This window comes from Sphingobacteriales bacterium, assembly GCA_012517435.1.
Classification (GTDB): domain Bacteria; phylum Bacteroidota; class Bacteroidia; order CAILMK01; family JAAYUY01; genus JAAYUY01.
This window is the reverse complement of sequence record JAAYUY010000141.1, coordinates 1-1,694: the sequence shown is the minus strand read 5'-3', so window position 1 is coordinate 1,694 and position 1,694 is coordinate 1. Positions and strand designations below refer to the sequence as shown.

The window sequence follows — 1,694 nt, the reverse complement described above, 5'->3', positions numbered from 1 at the left end:
GTAACAAATGGTATCATTTTTCCCTGCATCAACCAGTGGCAATGGATAAACATTCACCTTTGACTGAATGGTGTCGGGACAGCCATATATGTTTTTTCCTTCTATTCTGTATAAAACAGAAGTGTCGGGACTAACGATAACCGTATCGCTATCCGAACTCGAATAAAGAATCCCGTCATTTTCCAGCCATCGGTAATACAATGCTCCGTTTATTTTTATTTCAGTGGCAGATTTTTCACATAGGGTAATTTCATCCATATTGATGGTCATTACCGGAGAAGGAAGTACGGTAACAGTTTTCTGAACCGAATCCCGGCAATTATGGTCTGAAATTGAAATCAGCCTGACTGTAAAATTGGCAGCAGAATCGTATTTATGCTCCGGATTGGCAAGATTTGAGGTAGTATTGTCTCCTAACTTCCATAGCCGGCTTAGTGTACCTGATGAAATGGTCGAGCTGTCATAAAACCTGAAATAGTTTTCATTGAAACACTGAATGGTGTCATTAGTTGTAAAAGAGGGCAGGGGTTGAGGGAAATTGCTTACCATCAAAACGGTGTCGAGGATAGTCAGGCATTTAGTCAGGGTATCGTAGGCAGAAACCTTAAAATACATGGTATCCATTACACTTCCGGTAGATAAAAGAAGAGTATCTCCGCAGGAGTTTCTTTTTGCGTTTCCGACAGGTTGATTTGTGAGTGCATTAATTAATTGGTAATTAATTCCATACTGTGGGTGAATAATCTGAATGTAAGTGCTGTCTGACTTGCATACTTTCTGGTCTTTCAGGGATATTTCAGGTTGTTTTCCCAGATAATAAAGAGCGAATACTTCTTTGGGATTCAAAGCACGATGATAAACCCTGACTTCATCGAGCAGGCCTGAAAAATAATTGTCAGGGGAGCCCCAGCCGGTTTTATATGTTCGTCCTATCTCAAAAGGAACATTGACCAAACCGGATGTCAGTGCTGCTGAATTGTAGTACATTTTGGCAATACAGCAATTGTCGATGTAAAAGTACATGGTATCTTTATAGGTATCCAGAACGCCTGTTGCAAGATGCCATTGATTGTCAGCAACAGTGAAAGGTGAAGTAAGTGTTTTGGCAGCACCCGTCCCCATGTTGTCATCACGGACGTAAAATAGTAAATAATCGGCAGTATTCAGCATAAGTGCGTATTCGGCTCCGTCATTGGATCCACAGGAAGGATTGGCACCACAGCGGTACCAGAAAAGTAACATTCTGTTGTTGCCGCTTGCTCCTGCGGTTTTAAACCATGTAGATATTGTCCAGCTTCTGGTTCCAGGAATAAATCCGGTATCTGGCGGCCTTTCTATGTAGTTGTTGCTTCCGTTAAAACTATAGGCATTTCCGATGATTCCTGTGGTTTGTGAAGCTCCGTAAACATTGGCTGTCCTGTTATTCCCGCTCAAATCATTGGCATTTCCCTCAAAAGGATAATATGCCACCAGTCCTTTCTTCAATGATGAAAGATAGGGTGTTTCATGCAAATCGAGCGGATTGGGCTTGACTATAACCGATTTGATAAGTGTGTCGTTGCAGCCGGTATTCGAGCTTACAATGTGTTTGACCCGAAAAGTATCGGGCAATACATACTGATGGCTGCTGTGTCTGGTCAATGCACTGTCGCCATCTCCGAAATACCATTCCCATGCGACTATACTCCCGCCTG

General features: G+C 42.4%; 1 protein-coding gene. It reads right to left on the bottom strand.

Going from position 1 to position 1,694, the window contains the following annotated elements; translation table 11 throughout:
* A partial coding sequence (locus GX437_08050) for a hypothetical protein (protein NLJ07606.1) occupies nt 1–1,694 on the bottom strand: 1,694 nt, incomplete at both ends.